Raw genomic sequence first — 17641 nt, forward strand, 5'->3', positions numbered from 1 at the left:
CCAATCAGCTAAAAGTTGAAATCTGAGGAATTGGATGCAGTAATACATAAAACAACTTCAAACCTGCTCAAATGATAGAATGGATTATTTTGAAAAGTCATAGTTTGTCGAAAATAAATGAGTCAATTCCTTATCTGGATGGATAAATTGTTTTGCACGATTAACGGCAATGGGCCCATCATTAAATCCACCTGCAATTAAAGGTAGCTTATGTTGATAGTTTGCAATATCTCCTACCGCAAAGATACCTGGGATGGAGGTTTCCATGTTTCCATTAACGAGAATCGTGCCATTTTCCATCTGTATCCCCCAGCGGCTAATAGGTCCAATATCAATTTCAAAGCCATGATTAACGATAATCTCATCAATCGATAAACTTTCCGTTTTCATTGTTTCCAGATTTCTTAGTTCAGCCTGTTCTACTTGACCGGATTTACCTGATAAACCACTAATAATGTAAGGGGTTTTTACATTAACACTAGAATTTTTCATTTTCGATATATGGCTCTCAATTCCGGAAAAATCTGTTTTCCGATAAACCAATGTTACTTGATCAGCAATCGCCCCTAATTCATTAGCCCAGTCAACTGCGGAGTTACCTCCACCAGAAATCAACACATGTTTTCCTTTGTAATGAGCCATACGTTTGGGAGTATAGTGTAAATTGTTTCCTTCAAACTCATTGGCATTTGCTACATCCAGTTTAATGGATTTTAACGTCCCAAAACCTGTTGCAAGAATGACAGTGCGGGTATAGTGCATACTCCCATTATCACTTTTTAACACAAAAATTCCATCATCCCTCTGTTCCAACTCCGTACATTGCTCATTCAAAACAACCGAGGGATTGAATGTCATGGCTTGTTCAACTAATTGTTCAGTTAATTTTTCACCTGATATATTTGGTATACCCCCAATATCACGAATCATCTTTTCAGGATAAAAATAGGGGACTTTTCCTCCTAAAAAAGGCAGATATTCAATAATTTTCGTTTTCATTTCGCGCATTCCACTATAGAAGGCTGTAAACAACCCAACAGGCCCTCCGCCTACAATGGTAACATCGTATATCTCATGGTGCTGATTAACCATTCTAATCCTCCTCTATCCTACTTCGACTTTATTAAAAGATAAACAAAATATGGTGCACTCAGTATGGAAACAACAATACCTACAGGAATCTGTGTTGGGCTTAACAAATTTTTTCCGATAGTATCAGCTATCATTAACAATAAAGCCCCAATCAAGGTCGAGATAGGAATAATATATTGGTGGAGAGAACCGATTAATTTTCGTGAAATATGGGGAACAATTAATCCAAGAAATGCAATCGCCCCTCCTGCTGCTACACTGGCCCCAGCTAAACAAACAGCTGTGATCAATAGCATTCTTCTTTCCTTTTCAACATTGGCTCCAAGCCCCGCAGCTACATCATCTCCCATATGTAATACATTCAATACTTTAGCTTTATAAAGGACATACGGAATAAGAATACCAATCCAGGGTAATAAAGCAGCTACGAACATCCAGCTTGGATTCCATATATCCCCTGAAAGCCAGACGGTTGCCTGCCTGAAATCCTGTGGATCCATTTTCAGTTGAAAAATCATTAATAAAGCGCTGAAACCAGCATTCACACCAATTCCTACCAGAATAAGACGAATAGGACTTACCCCATTTTTCCAAGCTAAAGCATAAATCAATACAGCTGCAAATAATGCGCCTATTAAAGCAAAGAAAGGCATGATAAAAATAGACATATTCGTACCAAGTGTGCCTTGGAAGAAGTATATGAATAAGACTACGGCAAGCCCTGCTCCCGTATTAATACCCAGAATACCAGGATCAGCCAAATCATTATGTGTCAATCCTTGAAGAATAACTCCAGATACCGACAACCCGGCCCCAATTAGAATAGCCAATATAATGCCTGGTAAACGAAAATCGAATAATACGAGTTCCTGCCTATCGCTCCCTTGAAGCATTAACGTTTGGATGACGTCTAATGGAGATATTGGGATAACTCCAATACTTAAAGTAACAAAAAACATCATTACAATAAGTAAAATCAGAAAACCAGCCAAACTGGGAAATCGACTTTCCTGATTTTGATTTGATGACTTCATGATTTCCCCTCCCCACTACTGCCGCGGGCAAGATATAAGAAAAATGGAACTCCAATAAGAGATGTAATAGCACCCACTGGTGTTTCAAATGGTTGATTAATCATTCTCGCGCCAACATCCGCTAAAACCAGTAATAGTGCTCCAAACAATGCAGATGTTGGAATAATCCAACCATAGTTTCTTCCAACAATAAAACGGGTTATATGTGGAATAACCAGCCCTACAAATCCGATAACGCCAGCTACTGAAACTGCTGCTCCAGTTAAGATTAAAACCGCTAGAATCCCAAAAACTTTTATCATAAAATGATTTTGTCCTAGCCCTGTTGCTACGTCTTCTCCCAGGTTAAGGATTGTAATCGATTTGGCAATCGTAAGGGCGATAATCATCCCAATTGCACCAGAAATCAATAGAAATTTAACAGAAGTCCAATTAGCATCTGCCACTCCACCTGCGAGCCAAAAACCAAGTTGCTTTTCAATCTGGAAATGGAGGGCAATAACGGATGATAAGGAACTTAGCATTGTACCAATTGCAACCCCAGCCAGAGCTAGTTTTATAGGAGTGAGTCCATCAGCTGATATAGAACCAACCATAAATATAAGGGTTACCGCAATTCCTGCTCCTAGAAAAGATGAAACAGTTAACCCCAAGTTTGAGACAGCTGGAAAAAAAGCCAGCATCAATACAAGAGCAAAGGACGCTCCATGAGTGACCCCCATAATGGAAGGAGAAGCTAACGGGTTTCTTGTCATTCCTTGCATTATAGCACCAGAAACAGCTAAAAAAGCTCCTACCATCGCAGCCGCAAACGCTCGAGGAAGTCGAAGCTCCTGGATGACTTGATGTGAAGTAACATCTTTATCAAAATGGAAAATAGCCTCCCACACAGTAGATAAACGGATGTCCACTGCTCCCACAGCTATGGATAATCCAATTGAAAAAACTAAAGCCATGATGGTTATAATATTAATGATAATTTTTAAAGTACTTGAGCGGTGTATGATTGATAACATGATTTTCTCCTATACCCCCACTATGTTTACCTTAACAAAACAAAAAGGACAAGGGTTCTTATCGCTTATGGAATAAATCCAATCGTTCATTGACAAATTAATTGATAATGATTATCATTACCATTATATAGAATTATAACATAGAGGAGAGTCCATATGTATACATTTAACAAAATTCGTTTCACGTTCAGCACAATTTTGTTAGCGCTTATTCTTATTGTTTCTGGGTGCGGCGGAAATAACACCGAAAAAAGTAACCAGGATAAGGCGCAAAACAACGATGTGACTATCGATAGTAAGATGGGAAAGGTTACCATTCCGGGAGATACGGAACAAATTATCGCACCATATCACGAAGATACACTCCTTGCATTAGGTATAACTCCAGTTGTTAAGTGGGCAATCGGTAAGAGTATCCAAGATTATTTAGAACAGGATTTAAAGGATATTCCAAAAATAGAATGGAATCTGCCCGTTGAACAAGTTTTGCAGCATAATCCAGACCTCATCATATTAGAACACGGTATAGATAGCTACGAAGGATCTTATGAAGACTATCAGAAAATAGCTCCTACATATGTGATGAAAGAAGAAACGACCAATAGCTGGCGCAAACAGTTAGAAGTATTTGGCAAAATGCTCAACAAGGAAGATAAAGCTAAAGAAGTCCTTAGTCAATATAATGAAAAAGTAAAAGATGCTAAAGAACAGCTCTCAAATTCGATAGGAAGTGAGACGGCTGCCGTCATATGGACGAAGGGAAATCAATTTTTCCTTTTTGAAGAAAACCGCCACAGTGCTGAGATTCTATATTCTGAACTTGGGGTTACACCGCCTGAACTTGTTAAAGGTCTCGGTGATTCCCAAACAAAATGGAATCCTATTTCCCTCGAAAAACTATCGGAATTAAAAGCGGATCATGTTTTTCTCCTTGCCACAGAAGGTGAACAAGGAATTGAAACCTTAAAAAACAGCTCCGTATGGCAAAGCACCCCTGCTGCCAAAAATGGAAACGTCTATATCTTAAATGACCCAAGTAACTGGACTAATACTGGATTGATTGCCTCAGAAAAAACAATTGAAGACGTTCTAGAGCACTTAGCCGAGTAGTTTTTAAGCGTGTGATGATTCTCAGGATGCAATCATCACACGCTTTTTTTACAATATGGATAACCACACTCTGCCAATCAAACTTTTTATTTTTTATATAGTAGAATACCTTTCCAGTATAAGACTAATCAAATATAGGTTCTTTATTCGGATTTCTAAAAAACGCAAAAAGCATTTTAATTTGGTCCTGTGTATTTCGGCCAGTTGAAAGCTTAGGAAGATTACTCTCAGAAAAAAATCTAACATCTTTTGTTTCGATTCCTGTCTCTGCTTGACCTCCTGTTAATTCACACTGTATAAATATTTTATAGTAATGATAAGGTTGAGGTGGATGATTATGCTTATTTAAATCAAGCAGTCCAACCAATCTTTTAGCGTCCACATCATAGCCTGACTCCTCTTTCACCTCTTTTACTATATTTTCAGTGGGCGATAATCCGATATCACAAAAACCACCAGGTAAAGACCATCTATCATCGATTTTTTCACGTACCATTAAAATTTTATCATCTTTAAAAATTGCCCCACGTATATCCACTTTAGGTGTTTGATAACCGGTTTCATTTGCAAATAATTCTGTTATTTTTTCCATTTCCAACCCTGTATATTGCTCCATTATCTCTTTACTAATTTTTCTCAATTCCTCATACCGTTCAATATCATATATGTCCTTTGAAAAAGTTAACCCTGCTTGTGACAGAGATTGGATTTTCTTTGCCCATTCTAACCATTTATCACTCAATATGAACACCTTACCTCAATTCTGTTTTATACAGTTTAACACATTTCCCATAATACAAAGGAACTACACGATAAAATATCATTGATATTTTATCACGATTATATAAGAATTTATTATAAAGGGAGAGTGATTAGGTGAAATTATCCGATGATATCTACGGGGATTACATTATCGAATACGTTCTTGAAGAACTCGTTTTAAGCAGGCCTCTCCAGAGATTAAAAGGTGTATACCAGGGTGGAGCAAGCTATTTCGTTAATGAAAAGTGGAATGTAACGAGATATGAACATTCAATAGGAGTTATGCTGTTAATCCGGAGACTTGGCGGTTCTTTAGAGGAACAAATAGCGGGACTACTTCACGATGTATCCCATACGGCATTTTCACATGTCATCGATTTTGTGTTTGAAAATAGAGATGAAGATTACCATGAAAAAATCTATCATCAAATCATAACAGAATCTGATATCCCTGGTATTCTAAGAAAATACGGTTATGATTATAAAGACATTCTACTGGATCATTCGAAATGGAAATTGCTTGAACAGCCAGCACCTGAATTATGTGCTGATCGAATCGATTATACGTTAAGAGATATGTATCGCTATGAAAGTATCACGTTAAAGGAAACACATGATTTCCTTGATTATTTAATAATTAAAAATGGAAAAATAGGTTTAAAAAACATAGCCGCAGCTAAATGGTTTGTGAATACATACTATAAAGAGGTTATTGATTTCTTTATGGATCCACTTAATATTTACGGTTATCATGCTTTAGCTGAGACATTAAAAAAAGCTTTAGCGAAAAATATTATAAACGAAGACCAATTACTGGAAGCGGATGAAGAAGTAATCAAAACGTTACAAATGTCTGATGACAAAGACGTTAATGAGCTTCTTTCAAGAGTCCACCGAAATGTAAGAGTTAAAGAAGATAAAATGAACTTTGATTTGTTTAGTAAAAAGAAAGTACGGCTTATTGACCCATCTGTAGTATATGAAAACCGGCTTATCCCTTCTTCCTTATTGTCAGATGAAATTAAAAGGATGAATGAACATGCAAAACGAAAAGCTGAAGAAGGAATGTATGTAAGCATCCTGGCAAACTAACATTCACAAAAAATACTCTTAATCTAAAAATGGACTAAGAGTATTTTTATCTAGTGACTCCGAGTGGATTCGAACCACCGACCCCTTGCCTGTCAAGCAAGTGCTCTCCCGCTGAGCTACGGAGTCATATATGTAATGTTTTGTCGACATGAATAAATATAACTTGTTTATATATCATTGTCAATATGTTACTAGTACACCGAATGCAAATTTTGATTACAGGGCCACAGTGGAGAAACAAATGGCCACATCCAGTTCCAACGACGAACGACTAGTGAGACTCCCTTCACCTCTTTACGTCAAACGAGCACTTACAGCTTTTGCTCTTCTGGTCGGGGGCCTGTTCACACTCCTTAAAAACGTTGAAGGGTTGAGCGCTTTCTACCGCTCAACCGTCTATGTCTATAAATCCAGAGTTGGTTTTATCTTTTGGAATGGTGATGGTAAGCAGACCCTCTTTAAAACTCGCTCTTGTGTCTATTTCGGAAATCTGAAATGGTAGAGCGATTAGGCGTTCCATTCTTTGAAAGGTCTGCTGCTGATGAATATACGAGGTATTTTCATTTTGTTCTTCCAAAACGCTAGAATTCTCCACCGCAATTTTCAAGTGATTCCCATAAGGTTTTATTTGTATCTGCTCTCTTTTATATCCCTGTAAGTCCGCTTCTATCACAACATTTGTGTCATCCTCAAACATGTCCACATGGAACGAATTCAGTTGAAAAAGAGAATCAAAATTTTTCATCGACTCCTGAAAAAAATGATCCATCTGCTGCATAATATTTTGAAACGGAGAATCATTCAATCTTCTTGGCAGTCTTTCACGATTAGAACCCATGCTCATCTGCTCCTTTCCTCTGTTTTTACTACTAAACTATGCAGAAAGGTTGATGAGTTCATGGGCGACATAGAAAATTAGGCCATTGACCGATTACGTGATTTGTTTCACCTTCGACCACTCATCCTCTAACATACTCATCTCATAAATACTCCAATATTTGTCCTCATTCCTGACAACCTCTCTTCGTAAACCTTCTTTCACAAAGCCACACCTTTCATAACAGGCAATGGCTGACTCATTAAAATCAAATACGCCCAAGCTCACTCGATGTAATCTAAGGTTGTCAAAGGCAATTTTTAACACTTCCTTTATCATTTGTTGCCCGATTCCTTGGCCCCGCATACCTTTATCCCCTACAAGAACTTTGCTTATTCTAGCAGATCTTGTTTTATTGTTGATTTGTTTCAAAGCGATATGCCCTACTGCTTTTCCCGACTCCTGCTCTACTACTTTATATGCCATAGTATCTGCATTCTTTATGTATTCTTCTAACTGCTTTTCATCTAATGGATAATCAATGTTAGGTCCTCCCCATTGCAGCATAAAGGCAGATGATTCAATCCATGCGATTAGTTGTTGAAAATCAGAGCGCTCAAAAGGTTGTAATTCAATCATAAAATATCCCCCAGTACGGTATCGTTTCAAATAAGACCAGACCCTCTGGTTCATGGAAAACAGTTTCCATTCAGATAAAAGAAATACATGCTTCATAGTATTTAACAAATAGACTGATAACGAAAATTCATCTTATCAGCTTTCACTTAAAATCTTTTAATGAGAAAATATTGCTGATGCCCCTCTACTGGATGGTTATTAATGGTACCAAACACTTCAAACCCGTTTTTCTGATAAAATTCCGGAGCTTGAAAACTAAAGGTATCCAGAAACATAAAGTTGCATCCTCTAGTCCTTGCAAAATCCTCTATTTTATTCAAAAGCTTAGTCCCATTCCCTCGTGATCTCTCCCGATTATCCACCCATAGGAAATCAACGTGTAAGTGGTCCCAATAAATAGTTCCCGTAATACCGCCAACAATTTCATCCTTGTCATTTTTTAGTAAAAAACTGATATCTTCTTTTGGCTTTTTTAAATGGTCGGGAAGTTGATCCATATTGTACTCAATCAGTTTCTTACGGATAAAATCACGAGCCTGTTGGTTGGATTGTTCAATTAATTTCAATGTAAGCAGCTCCTTTTTCTTAGTTTCTGTTAGATACATTAACCATCCGGAATGAGTCCGGATTCCTTTTAATGCCATTCCTTTCAGGGTGAATTAAATCCATTCATCATAAGAAATCTGTTGCATCTTGTACGCTTAGGATAAGTTTTTGTCTTCTGGATTTCCCATTCTTTTAGAAGTAAACTCACCGTATCATACATTTTAACACAAGAATCAGGAAAGATTGGCACTTTTCTGAATTGGATTGTAATAAAAAGACCGCCCCTAAGGGACGATCTATAAAATAATTTTTCACTTTTAAAAGTTAGTATAATGTGCTTCTGGTGGCTTCTCCATCCAACCATGGTCAATCATTATATTGGCTCCATCCTCTACAAACAAGGAAACGTCTAATAAAAACTTTGCATACATCCCCCCAATATCACGTCTTCCATTAAGAGAGGCTCCATTTGCAAAAGTCCTTATTTTCATCGAAAACATATCAATTTTATGATAAAGCATAAGTTTATCTGAAAATGGAGAAATTGTGGAATTTGTTACAAGATGATCCAAGGTTTTGGCTGCAGGAATTTGATCATTTTCAAGCTTCTTTTTATAAGTGTCTAAATGTCGTTCATTTATTTTTCTTCCTCTTATTAAATATTTTCTAACTCTCTCACGCTTTGCTACCTGACTAAAAGCAATAATCAGGGCTTTACTGGTAGCATCATTGTTCATATTGTCATACAGGTGTGCAACCTCTAAACCATGCAAAGTCCTGACATTTCCAAATATGCCATTTAAAAAGCTTTGACTGTTTACAAAATTCACTTGTTTTGGGGGAATAGATTCAGGCGGATTCATTAAAAGACCTTTTTTTCGTAAAACATCATTAACATCAGAAGTGAGCTTCAAAGTTAAATCAAGTGTATGAATATAAAAATCACGGATATCCGTTCTCGTCATCAAAGGAATTCCTGTATTATACAAACTTAATCCTGCTTTACCTGTATATTGTAAGTAATACAGATAAAATATATCCTCAAATAATCTTGGTGCCTCTAAGTTTACATCATCCTCTGTAAAACCTTTTGGTACTGGAAAATTGCTTTCATTAAAGAACTTCTCCATTTCCTTGACAATGTGTTCACTTAAATTCAAAGCATGTTCTAAAACTTTTTTAATGTCACTATCCTCCACATGACGAAGATAGAATTTCAGAACACATATTGCCATTGTATTTCCCATATATGTAGCCCACATTTTCCCCATTTCTGCTGGTGTTAACTGTTGATTCGTTTGTGTTTTTTTCATCATATCTTTCCATACCCCTAATCATTTATATTGAATATTAACCCTTGTTCAATGATCAGCTGACTTTGTCTTTAAGATAATAAAAGCGATCTCTAAAAAACAAGAGCACATGCCTTCTTATATAATAAATCCAATAAAATAGCCTCCGCATTCTAAAACTAAGAACAATACTGAGTACCAAGATTAGCATCAACCAAATAAGAAACCTGCGCACACCTATCCCCCCTTTATAAAAAAGGCTAATGACAACGAACGATTAATATGCACCTTTATTTTGTTCTAATAAACCGACTATTATTCATTCCTTTAGGAAATGTTCATTACAAGCATGACTAGATGATACGATTAAGTCTTATCAGCAGTCCGTACATAAAAAAACAGGAAAGAGGGACTTTACTAATAGGGATAAAATGTTTGGAGGAATGCATATGCAAGAGTTAAATAAACATGAAGCAGATATTACCACGCATCATAAAAATCCATATGAAATAGTAAAGAACTTAATTAAAGAGTCCGTTTCCAACCTGGGCATGAATGAAAATGTCTATCATATATTAAAAAAACCGATGCGAGTCATGGAGGTATCTGTACCTGTACGTATGGATAATGGTGAATTTCAGAATTTTACAGGGTTCCGTTCTCAACATAATGATGTTTTGGGGCCAACAAAAGGCGGGATTCGATTTCACCCATCCGTTACATTAGATGAAGTCAAAGCTCTTTCTATTTGGATGTCAATGAAATCAGCTATTTTGGATATTCCATTTGGTGGTGGTAAAGGCGGGGTTATCGTTGATCCGAACGAATTAAATGAAAGAGAACTTGAGGAGCTCAGCCGCTCCTATATTCGGTCGATTACTCCTATCATTGGTCCACAAAAAGACATTCCAGCACCTGATGTGAATACCAATCCGGAAGTTATGGGCTGGATGATGGACGAGTTTGATAAATTGCGGGGCTACAATATTCCAGGAATTTTAACAGGGAAACCTCTTATTATTGGTGGTTCGCAAGGGCGAATTGCTGCTACAGGACGTGGAGTTGTATTTACGATTCGTGAAGCTGCCCACTATCTGAATTTAGACCTAACGAATGCAACGGCTGCTATCCAGGGATTTGGAAATGTCGGGAGTATGACAGCAAAGTTCCTCCATCAAATGGGGGTAAAAATTGTGGCTGTTACAGATGCAAAAGGTGGAATCTATGATAAAAATGGACTGGATATACCAAAATTATTAGACTTTGTAAGCAAAGGAAATGTTGCATCCGACTTTTCAGAAGCCGATTCAATCGAAAACGAAGAAATGTTCGCTCTACCTGTGGACATTCTGATTCCTGCAGCTATTGAAAATCAAGTAACAAAAGAAACCGCACCGAAAATTCAGGCGAGAATTTTAGCCGAAGCCGCAAATGGTCCAACAACCCCAGAAGGAGACGCCATTTTAGAAGAAAAAGAAATCTTCATCATCCCTGATATTCTTTGTAACGCTGGAGGTGTAACGGTTTCCTACTTTGAATGGGTTCAAAATGCGATGAATTACTATTGGAAAGAGGATGAAGTCAATAATCAGCTGGAAGAACGGATGGTCGAAGGCTTTAACAGAGTTCTCGAAATCCAAAAACAAAAAAAATCCCGCATGCGCGATGCTGCATATACAACAGCCATCAAACATTTAGTTCAAGCCTTCCATGCCAGGGGCTGGGTAAAAGCACGGATGGATGTAGAGTAAAGCTTAGTAAAGCACCTCAATTAGCTGAGGTGCTTTAAAGCTTATTGTTGATTTTCTACCAAGTTGATTGGAGCGGAATTATAGTAAACCAAAAAGGACTGCAGAAAGGCAGCCCCGTTTTTTATTGCTCTAACTTTAAACCTATAAATTTCAATTCAGTCATATCCTCAATCGCGTATTTTACACCTTCCCGGCCAAATCCACTTTGCTTCACACCTCCATAAGGAATGTTATCCTGGCGGTATGTTGAAATTTCGTTAATCCAAACGCCGCCCATTTCCAACTTCTCCGCTACCCGAAAGGCACGATGGATGTCTATCGTAAACACACCTGCCTGCAGGCCATAAATGGAGTTATTGGAAAATTTAACGGCCTCTTCTTCCGTCTCAAATGGAATAATGGAAACGATGGGTGCAAAAACCTCTTCTGCAATAACCTTCATATTTTCATCTACATCTGTCATGATAGTTGGCATAAGGAGGGTTCCCTTCCGTTCACCGCCTGCCGCAATTTTTGCTCCCTTTTCAACCGCATCATCAATCCACTGCTTGGCACGTTCCGCTTCTCCTTCATTTATCATGGGTCCAACATCTGTACCTTCGTCAGCTGGATCGCCCACTTTTAGAGATTCTGTAAGACTTACATATTGTTCAAGAAACTGATCATAGACCTCTTTTTGCACGTAAATACGTTGTGCAGAAATACAAACCTGGCCCGAAAACGCAAACGCACCTGTTACTAAACTTTTTACCGCTTCCTCTATATTCGCATCAGCAAAAATGATGTTGGGAGAATTAGAGCCTAATTCAAGGGTAACCTTTTTAAAACCTGCTGATTCTTTGATGGCACGTCCAACTGGTAAGCTTCCAGTAAAAGAAACCTTGTGTATTTGATCGTGTTTAACCAGAGGATCCCCTACTTCTTCACCAGTTCCCATCACTAAATTTAACGCACTAGCAGGTAACCCCGCTTCATGAAAAAGTTTAGTCAATTTATAAGCAGAAATGGGAGTCTTTTCAGCTGGTTTAAAAATAACGGTATTTCCGGCTGCAATCGCTGGTGCAATTTTATGAAGGGATAAATTTAATGGAAAATTAAATGGCGTAATAGCAGCTACGACACCGAGAGGATCCCGTTTTGCAAATCCCATCCTCCCATTACCGCCAACCGCAGCATCCATTGGTATCACTTCTCCCGTAATATCCTTTGCCTTTTCAGAAGCAAATCGAAGGACCTGGACTCCGCGCTGTACTTCACCTCGACTTGCGCTAATAGGCTTCCCGGCTTCCTTCACTACCGTTTCGGCAAATTCCTCTGTTCGTTCCTCTAATAAGTTGGCGGTTTCTCGTAAAATATCTGCACGTTCATGAGCGGGCATGATTTTCATGGTTTCATGAAAACATTGATAAGCATCCTTAACAGCATCGTCCATTTCTTGTTTTGATGCTAGTGCAATGTCATCAATTTTTTCTCCTGTATAGGGATTATGAATGGCCATCTTGTTTTTACTCGTAAGCTCTTTACCATTTATAATAGAACCTATCAACACCTTCGCCTCCTCTTTTAAAAGCTAACAAATGATTTCACCTAATTTTTCAGTTAGCTTCATATTTTCACTATAATCCACTGGACAATCAATAAATACCGGTTTATTTAAGGTAACTGCCTTCTCCAGCGACCTTTTTAAGTCCTCTGTTTTCTCAATTGTCATCACTTCAAAACCATAGGATTTTGCTAACAGCTCGTAATCCGGATTACCAAATTTAATATAAGAAGCACGATTGAATTTTTTATTTTGATGCCATTCTATAAGTCCATACCCTTCATCACGCCACATTAAAACAATTATAGGAAGATTAAGCCGTTTGGCTGTTTCGAGTTCTGCTCCGGTCATTTGAAATGATCCGTCACCACATACAGCGACTACATTACGATCGGGATGTACCATTTTGGTTGCTATGGCACTCGGAACAGCAACCCCCATAGAGGCAAGTCCGTTGGAAATTAAACAAGTGTTGGTTTCATAAGTATGATACATTCTGGCCATCCACATCTTATGGGCGCCGACGTCTGAAATCGCTATATCCTGTTCATTTAAAACCGACCGTAAATCGGCAATAATCTTTTGCGGCTTAACTGGAAAACTTGAATCTTCTTTATATTGTTTTAATTCATCTAAAGCCTGATTTCTCACATCCATAACCCAGTCGTTATTTCGATCTGATTTTGAAAGAAACTGTTGGAGCTTACTGAGATTTATTTTTAAGTCGCCCAAAACATTTTGTGCAACGGGATAGTACTCATCAGTTTCTGCTTCTTCTGTATCCATGTGTAAAATGGACGTTTTCCCTTCTGGATTCCAATTTTTTGGCGGATATTCCGCCATATCAAATCCTATAGTGATGATTAAATCAGCGCCGGTAAAACCACATGTAATGTAGTCCTGACCACCAATCCCAGCTGTGAGGAGACTCAAATTATCTTTCCATGATAGGGCTCCTTTTCCCATAAATGAATGTACGACTGGAATTTGCGTTTCCTCTACAAGATGATTTAATTCCTCCCTTGCGTTCTGCCTGGTTATTCCGTTACCAGCCAAAATAATAGGGTGTTTAGCCTGGTCAATTAAATGGGCTGCTTCCTGGATGACTTGACTGCTAGCTTCTGTATGTGGACGTTCTATTGGTTGAAGCGGAGTAGCATCGATTTCCATTTCCGCAATATCTTCGGGTAAGTCAATATGTGTGGCTCCCCACTTTTCCTGGCCAGCTAATTGAAAGGCTTTACGGATGACTTCCGGAGTAATTTCACCTTTTTTGATTTGGGCGTTCCATTTGGTTACAGGCTTGTACATAGAAATTAAATCGTAATGCTGATGAGAAATTTTATGATGGCGATTTAAACCTGCTTGTCCAGTAATGGCTACTAGAGGACAATGATCCATATTAGCATTCGCTACACCTGTAAGGAGGTTGGTAGCACCTGGTCCAAGTGTGGCTAAACAAACTCCAGGCTTTCCCGTTAATCGGCCATAGGCTCCAGCCATAAAAGCCGCACTTGTTTCATGCCGAGTCACGATGAAATCAATGCTTGAATCATAAAAAGCATCCATTAAATCAATATTTTCCTCACCTGGAACCCCAAAAACATACTGTACCCCCTCCTCTTCCAGACATTTCACAAATAACTCCGCAACCTTCACTTTGAATCATCCTTTCTTTGGGACAATCTCACCATTTCTAAAATTACCTTATTTTAGTATGCTCGAGTGCTTTTAGAATATTCGCGGACTGCGCTTCGCCCTTTTACATGTGAAGGATTTATATCTATATTGATTGGGTATTTGCCCTGAACACTTTATTTTTAACTACATAGAGTGGCAGTAGAAATAGTATATAACTATTTCAAACGAAAAACCAACGGAGGGATGCTCATTATGTCATTCGGTTACAATAATGGATTTGCATTAATTGTGGTGCTGTTTATCTTACTCATCATCGTTGGAGCGGCTTATGTTGGTTAATGAATAGATGTCATTTTAAGAGGGAGGTCACCGGTTCGAGTGGCCTCTTTCATTTGATTATGAACAAAATTCGTTTCAGTGTTGATAATGAATGATGTAAATATGAAATACACCCATTTCTACCCTCAACAATCTGTAAGACTTCACCTTATTTAAGATTGAACACCCGTATAAACTATATCTATCATGATTCACCCTTTTTTCTTTTGGCATTCAGTTCCTGAAAGCCTTTAGTAAACTTTTTTATAAAATTATTCTCATTCTGGTCACGTGCCCTATACACAATAATCCCGAATACATACGTTGGGAGTAGAGATAGTTCAAAAGACTATTTCAGCTAGTTCAAGGAAGAATCTGTTGTATCTCACCATCATTGTGAACGGCGATTTTACGTGAATCGTTGCTTTAGTTTACTCATTATCGCAGGAGCTGCTTGTGCTTAAATCCGAATTGTTAACAATAGATTCATTCCACTGCGTACAACATTTTAAGAAACAGGATTTTTTAAAATTTAGGAGGGGGAGCTATGTACGAACAACAACCACCTTTACCACCTCAAGTATATGGTCATTTCCGTGAAGATGACGAAAGATTATGGGGAGGATTCGCTGTTCCATTTTTAACAGGTGCAGCTGCAGGAGCTATATTTGATGACTTCTTTGTTCCAGGTTATGGATACGGATATGGACCAGGGCCTGGGGCTGGACCAGGACCTGGATATGGATTTGGCTACGGTTATGGACCTGGATATGGACCTCGTCCCGGCTTCGGATATGGTCCACGCCCACGTCCTCGGCCACGTCCCGGATACGGCTTTCCATGGTAAATAATGATTATCATTAAATCATATACAGGAGAAACCGTAATCCATTCTCCCATTTTCACCAATCTCATGCTTTAGCCCATACAGACATTTCACCTGGTTCATAGGATATTAGTGGAATGGTTGATGAACCATGTAAGTCACAAGTGCGGAGGGATATGAAGATGTCAGGTTATGGATATACAGGCGGATTTGCTTTAATTGTCGTGTTGTTTATTTTGCTTATAATCGTCGGCGCAGGTAGTGCTGGATTTGGCTATGGTTACTAAAATGGCCGTAAAATAATTATGGTTGATGATACATTTTTACAGAAGGGAGAGGTTTTTGTGTCACACATGCACGGATTTAATCAGGGAGTTGCCGGTGCTCAAGACTTTGGCGGCCCTGGATATGGCGGAATGCAATATGGATTCGGAGCACCTGATTATTGTTACTATGACCATGGTGGATTTAGCCAAGGATTTCGTGGGGGATTTGCGCTAATCGTTGTTCTCTTCATTCTCCTGATCATCATCGGAGCTACTGTTTTAAGACATGATTAATATCGAACACAAGGAGGAAACACACGTTCAGCGACGTACGGAGGGTAAAAAGACTTTCTAGTGATTATTCACTGGAACTGAACGTGAGCATTCCTGAATTGTTATGCACTGAGCTCCAACTTTATCACTTCCTATACCATGAAAAAGGCCGCTGTTTACAAGCGGCCTTTTGTATCTGCTCTCCGACCATTTTAAAATCGTTTATTCTTTCTTCTTTTCTTCTTCTTTTTATTTATCTTTCGTAAACGAGCGGTCAGAATCAAAATGAATGGTAAAAGAATTCCAAATGTACCCGCGAAAGGTGCCAAATCATGGGCGAGAAAGTTTTGATAAGCGATTAAGTTGGGAGCTAAATATAATCCTGCAATGATTAATAGAAAAGCCAGTGGAGTGGATAACACCTTTGTTGTTTTCAAGTTAAACAAATGACTCATACCTAGTGATAATACATAAAAATTAATGGTGATTTTGAAAAATATTGTAAAAAACCAAGCAATAGCAACTAAAATTTCAATTCTTTCTAAAAACTGTACCCCACTTATTTTTTTCCCCAATATATATGTAGGATAGACATTTCGAGCACTAAAATCAGGTCCTAACACCAATAAGGACATAAGCGTAACAGCAAATAAAAGCAGCGATCCTATTCCAACTCCAATATAAAAGGACTTTTTTCCTGGACCTATTCTATTGACATAAGGTAAAATAGCCAGAAATACTACTAACTCAAAATAAGGGGTTCCCAGAGTAGGAAAAATCGTTAAGAACGCACCTTCAGTATTATTGACCATGATTGGCTGAATATTTTTAAATTCAGCTTGTGGGGCGACAAAAATAATCATCAAAACTAGTGAAAAGAACGCATAAGGAAAAAAGATTTCGCCAGTTCTGCTAATTACCTCTAAGCCTAGCTTAACTCCATAAAGACTGGTTAGAACAAATATTAGCATAATAACCTGGATAGGAGTTTCCACCAGCACGTGGGTTGTCATAAAGTCCCCAATTTGTCGCAAATTTTTTCCAGCTACGATAAAAACAAATAGGAGAAAGAATACCGTAATACCTTTCCCAACCCATTTTCCAAAAACGTATTCAAACAGCTCAAATATATTTTTATGGTGATTAATTTTATTGACTTGATTAAGCAAAAAGACAATTAGTAAACCAATTAAACTCGTCAACAAAACCGTTATCCAGGCATTCTCCTGTGCATAAGAAGCCGTTGTGGAAGGAATGGCAATAATAGATGTACCTAAGGTATACATCACGACTAAAATCGTAAATTGACGTGCGTCTATTTTACCTTTTTCAATCATAACCATTCCTCCTCACAACAAAACTTTCCTAATGAACCCTGAAACTCTGCTTTTGTTCAAGTTTTTGATTAAACGAATCAAAAATTGGATTGTAAATTTTCTCCACTACCTGAATCACGTAAGGAAACTGAACATTAAAAATATAAAGCATCCACACGCCTAAACTAATAGCGAAAATAACAATATAAACCCTGCGGTCCCATTTTTTATTTGCCTTTAGGGATCGATAATCTAATATAAACACAAGTCCTGCTCCCAAAAGCACTGAAAATGCTTTGAACATTCA

Annotated in this window: 18 protein-coding genes, 1 tRNA gene and 1 pseudogene; 7 read left to right on the forward strand and 13 right to left on the reverse strand. The window is 38.0% G+C overall.

Features of this window, described 5'->3' with window-relative positions; all coding sequences use genetic code 11:
* Positions 1–84 precede the first annotated feature (84 nt).
* The 3 genes from BMX63_RS09525 to BMX63_RS09535 are packed head-to-tail and all read right to left on the reverse strand — an operon-like array spanning position 85 to position 3142.
* Positions 85–1092, reverse strand: coding sequence for an NAD(P)/FAD-dependent oxidoreductase (locus tag BMX63_RS09525; RefSeq protein WP_093134663.1), 1008 nt, complete (start codon positions 1090–1092; stop codon positions 85–87).
* A gap of 17 nt (positions 1093–1109) precedes the next feature.
* Positions 1110–2126 (reverse strand): FecCD family ABC transporter permease, encoded by a 1017-nt coding sequence (locus BMX63_RS09530; RefSeq protein ID WP_093134666.1) that lies wholly within the window; start codon positions 2124–2126, stop codon positions 1110–1112.
* Positions 2123–3142 carry a FecCD family ABC transporter permease gene (locus BMX63_RS09535; RefSeq protein ID WP_093134668.1) on the reverse strand — a complete coding sequence of 340 codons (1020 nt, stop codon included), beginning with the start codon at positions 3140–3142 and terminating at the stop codon, positions 2123–2125. Before BMX63_RS09535 ends, BMX63_RS09530 begins: the two co-directional genes overlap by 4 nt.
* Before the next feature lie 156 nt (positions 3143–3298).
* Between BMX63_RS09535 and BMX63_RS09540 the strand changes: the two genes are divergently transcribed.
* A complete protein-coding gene (locus tag BMX63_RS09540) occupies positions 3299–4252 on the forward strand; it encodes an iron-hydroxamate ABC transporter substrate-binding protein (protein WP_093134671.1) in 954 nt (317 codons plus the stop codon).
* Between the two features lie 124 nt (positions 4253–4376).
* Here BMX63_RS09540 and BMX63_RS09545 read toward each other — a convergent pair whose 3' ends face one another.
* Complete coding sequence (locus BMX63_RS09545; protein WP_093134673.1) at positions 4377–4994, reverse strand: NUDIX hydrolase; 618 nt, start codon at positions 4992–4994, stop codon at positions 4377–4379.
* Between the two features lie 134 nt (positions 4995–5128).
* Here BMX63_RS09545 and BMX63_RS09550 point away from each other — a divergent pair, with 134 nt between their 5' ends.
* Positions 5129–6106 (forward strand): HD domain-containing protein, encoded by a 978-nt coding sequence (locus BMX63_RS09550; protein ID WP_093134676.1) that lies wholly within the window; start codon positions 5129–5131, stop codon positions 6104–6106.
* A gap of 54 nt (positions 6107–6160) precedes the next feature.
* On the opposite strand, the gene BMX63_RS09555 is transcribed toward BMX63_RS09550, so the two are convergent.
* From BMX63_RS09555 to BMX63_RS09575, 5 genes are all read right to left on the reverse strand, one after another.
* Positions 6161–6232: transfer RNA gene (locus tag BMX63_RS09555), tRNA-Val, on the reverse strand.
* Positions 6233–6494: 262 nt separating this feature from the next.
* The gene (locus tag BMX63_RS09560; RefSeq protein ID WP_177167253.1) at positions 6495–6944 is read right to left on the reverse strand and encodes an Hsp20/alpha crystallin family protein; all 450 of its coding nucleotides are present in this window, start codon (positions 6942–6944) and stop codon (positions 6495–6497) included.
* 93 nt (positions 6945–7037) lie between these two features.
* Positions 7038–7562: a GNAT family N-acetyltransferase gene (locus BMX63_RS09565; protein ID WP_093134683.1), complete on the reverse strand. Its 525-nt coding sequence runs from the start codon at positions 7560–7562 to the stop codon at positions 7038–7040.
* Positions 7563–7708: 146 nt separating this feature from the next.
* Positions 7709–8206, reverse strand: coding sequence for a GNAT family N-acetyltransferase (locus BMX63_RS09570; protein ID WP_342732309.1), 498 nt, complete (start codon positions 8204–8206; stop codon positions 7709–7711).
* A 219-nt stretch (positions 8207–8425) separates the two neighbouring features.
* Entirely contained in the window at positions 8426–9424 is a 999-nt protein-coding gene (locus BMX63_RS09575) for a DUF3231 family protein (RefSeq protein WP_093134689.1), read from the reverse strand.
* A gap of 425 nt (positions 9425–9849) precedes the next feature.
* Between BMX63_RS09575 and BMX63_RS09580 the strand changes: the two genes are divergently transcribed.
* Positions 9850–11151 carry a Glu/Leu/Phe/Val family dehydrogenase gene (locus BMX63_RS09580; RefSeq protein WP_093134691.1) on the forward strand — a complete coding sequence of 434 codons (1302 nt, stop codon included), beginning with the start codon at positions 9850–9852 and terminating at the stop codon, positions 11149–11151.
* 121 nt (positions 11152–11272) lie between these two features.
* Here the strand turns inward: BMX63_RS09580 and BMX63_RS09585 are convergent, their stop codons facing one another.
* Both BMX63_RS09585 and BMX63_RS09590 read right to left on the reverse strand, forming a co-directional pair.
* Positions 11273–12697: an aldehyde dehydrogenase family protein gene (locus BMX63_RS09585; protein ID WP_245732802.1), complete on the reverse strand. Its 1425-nt coding sequence runs from the start codon at positions 12695–12697 to the stop codon at positions 11273–11275.
* Positions 12698–12721: 24 nt separating this feature from the next.
* Entirely contained in the window at positions 12722–14353 is a 1632-nt protein-coding gene (locus BMX63_RS09590) for an acetolactate synthase large subunit (RefSeq protein ID WP_093134694.1), read from the reverse strand.
* A 234-nt stretch (positions 14354–14587) separates the two neighbouring features.
* Here BMX63_RS09590 and BMX63_RS09595 point away from each other — a divergent pair, with 234 nt between their 5' ends.
* The 4 genes and pseudogenes from BMX63_RS09595 to BMX63_RS18850 form a co-directional block, all read left to right on the forward strand.
* On the forward strand, positions 14588–14674 hold the full coding sequence (locus tag BMX63_RS09595) for a YjcZ family sporulation protein (RefSeq protein WP_143060138.1): 87 nt from the start codon (positions 14588–14590) through the stop codon (positions 14672–14674).
* 526 nt (positions 14675–15200) lie between these two features.
* On the forward strand, positions 15201–15500 hold the full coding sequence (locus BMX63_RS17740) for a hypothetical protein (RefSeq protein ID WP_143060136.1): 300 nt from the start codon (positions 15201–15203) through the stop codon (positions 15498–15500).
* Between the two features lie 161 nt (positions 15501–15661).
* Entirely contained in the window at positions 15662–15766 is a 105-nt protein-coding gene (locus BMX63_RS09605; RefSeq protein WP_093134700.1) for a YjcZ family sporulation protein, read from the forward strand.
* Between the two features lie 192 nt (positions 15767–15958).
* A pseudogene (locus tag BMX63_RS18850) lies at positions 15959–16039 on the forward strand (YjcZ family sporulation protein); the annotation flags it as partial.
* 191 nt (positions 16040–16230) lie between these two features.
* On the opposite strand, the gene BMX63_RS09615 reads toward BMX63_RS18850, so the two are convergent.
* Both BMX63_RS09615 and BMX63_RS09620 read right to left on the reverse strand, forming a co-directional pair.
* On the reverse strand, positions 16231–17355 hold the full coding sequence (locus BMX63_RS09615; RefSeq protein ID WP_177167254.1) for a GerAB/ArcD/ProY family transporter: 1125 nt from the start codon (positions 17353–17355) through the stop codon (positions 16231–16233).
* Between the two features lie 28 nt (positions 17356–17383).
* Complete coding sequence (locus BMX63_RS09620; protein ID WP_093134706.1) at positions 17384–17638, reverse strand: hypothetical protein; 255 nt, start codon at positions 17636–17638, stop codon at positions 17384–17386.
* Positions 17639–17641 lie beyond the last annotated feature (3 nt).

The sequence above is a fragment of the Salinibacillus kushneri genome (genome assembly GCF_900111405.1).
Taxonomy (GTDB): domain Bacteria; phylum Bacillota; class Bacilli; order Bacillales; family Alkalibacillaceae; genus Salinibacillus; species Salinibacillus kushneri.

Excerpts from the sequence above, each read along its gene's own strand:
- BMX63_RS09525 (WP_093134663.1), bottom strand. The coding sequence starts at position 1,092 with ATGGTTAATCAGCACCATGAGATATACGATGTTACCATTGTAGGCGGA.
- BMX63_RS09530 (WP_093134666.1), bottom strand. The coding sequence starts at position 2,126 with ATGAAGTCATCAAATCAAAATCAGGAAAGTCGATTTCCCAGTTTGGCT.
- BMX63_RS09535 (WP_093134668.1), bottom strand. The coding sequence starts at position 3,142 with ATGTTATCAATCATACACCGCTCAAGTACTTTAAAAATTATCATTAAT.
- BMX63_RS09540 (WP_093134671.1), top strand. The coding sequence starts at position 3,299 with ATGTATACATTTAACAAAATTCGTTTCACGTTCAGCACAATTTTGTTA.
- BMX63_RS09560 (WP_177167253.1), bottom strand. The coding sequence starts at position 6,944 with ATGGGTTCTAATCGTGAAAGACTGCCAAGAAGATTGAATGATTCTCCG.
- BMX63_RS09565 (WP_093134683.1), bottom strand. The coding sequence starts at position 7,562 with ATGATTGAATTACAACCTTTTGAGCGCTCTGATTTTCAACAACTAATC.
- BMX63_RS09570 (WP_342732309.1), bottom strand. The coding sequence starts at position 8,206 with ATGGCATTAAAAGGAATCCGGACTCATTCCGGATGGTTAATGTATCTA.
- BMX63_RS09575 (WP_093134689.1), bottom strand. The coding sequence starts at position 9,424 with ATGATGAAAAAAACACAAACGAATCAACAGTTAACACCAGCAGAAATG.
- BMX63_RS09580 (WP_093134691.1), top strand. The coding sequence starts at position 9,850 with ATGCAAGAGTTAAATAAACATGAAGCAGATATTACCACGCATCATAAA.
- BMX63_RS09595 (WP_143060138.1), top strand. The coding sequence starts at position 14,588 with ATGTCATTCGGTTACAATAATGGATTTGCATTAATTGTGGTGCTGTTT.
- BMX63_RS17740 (WP_143060136.1), top strand. The coding sequence starts at position 15,201 with ATGTACGAACAACAACCACCTTTACCACCTCAAGTATATGGTCATTTC.
- BMX63_RS09605 (WP_093134700.1), top strand. The coding sequence starts at position 15,662 with ATGTCAGGTTATGGATATACAGGCGGATTTGCTTTAATTGTCGTGTTG.
- BMX63_RS09615 (WP_177167254.1), bottom strand. The coding sequence starts at position 17,355 with ATGATTGAAAAAGGTAAAATAGACGCACGTCAATTTACGATTTTAGTC.
- BMX63_RS09620 (WP_093134706.1), bottom strand. The coding sequence starts at position 17,638 with ATGTTCAAAGCATTTTCAGTGCTTTTGGGAGCAGGACTTGTGTTTATA.